The sequence below is a fragment of the Pseudoflavonifractor sp. 60 genome (assembly GCF_009911645.1).
In the GTDB taxonomy this organism is placed as follows: Bacteria; Bacillota; Clostridia; order Oscillospirales; family Oscillospiraceae; genus Lawsonibacter.
Map to the genome: position 1 here is coordinate 1 of NZ_QWKI01000367.1, position 588 is coordinate 588.

2 protein-coding genes are annotated in these 588 nt (G+C 66.2%); both read left to right on the top strand.

Annotated elements, in window-relative coordinates; genetic code table 11:
• A partial coding sequence (locus D1646_RS22425; RefSeq protein ID WP_243154305.1) for a Gp15 family bacteriophage protein occupies positions 1-355 on the top strand: 355 nt, incomplete at its 5' end.
• Positions 356-370: 15 nt separating this feature from the next.
• The coding region (locus tag D1646_RS22430) for a hypothetical protein (protein ID WP_160638530.1) at positions 371-588 on the top strand (218 nt) is incomplete at its 3' end.

The window sequence follows — 588 nt, forward strand, 5'->3', positions numbered from 1 at the left end:
GATGGCGGAGCTGGCCCGCTTCCTCAACCAGGGGGAGGAGCCGGAGGAGGCCGCCCGGCCCAGGACCATCGACTGGGAACAGGACCGGACCCTCATCGCCGCCGAAATCAACAAAGCGGCGGGGCTGGAGGTGCGGGCCCTCCCCTTTCTCCACTGGTGGACCTTCCTGGGCTATTTCAACGCCATCGGTGAGGGCCAGCTGTCCGCCATTGTGGCCCTCCGGGAGAAGCTGCGCAGGGGCAGAAAGCTGGAGAGTTGGGAGCAGGAGTTTTACCGGGAGAACCGGGAGCGCATTGAGTTCAAGCGGAAATACACCGCGGAGGAGGAGCAGGCCCTCAGCGCGTGGGGCGTCTGACCGGGAGGTGAGTCAATGGCAAGGGGCGCGGACGGACATGTCATCATTGATACGGCGCTGAACAACAAGGGCTTTATCCGGGGCATCCAGGCCCTGACCGGCCAGACCGGCGGCCTCCAGGCGGCAGTCAAGCGGCTGGGCGGGGCCATTGTGACGGCCTTTGCGGTGAAGGGCGTGGTGGACTTCGGCAGGCGGGCGGTGCAGCTGGGCAGCGATATGGCCGAGGTGCAGAA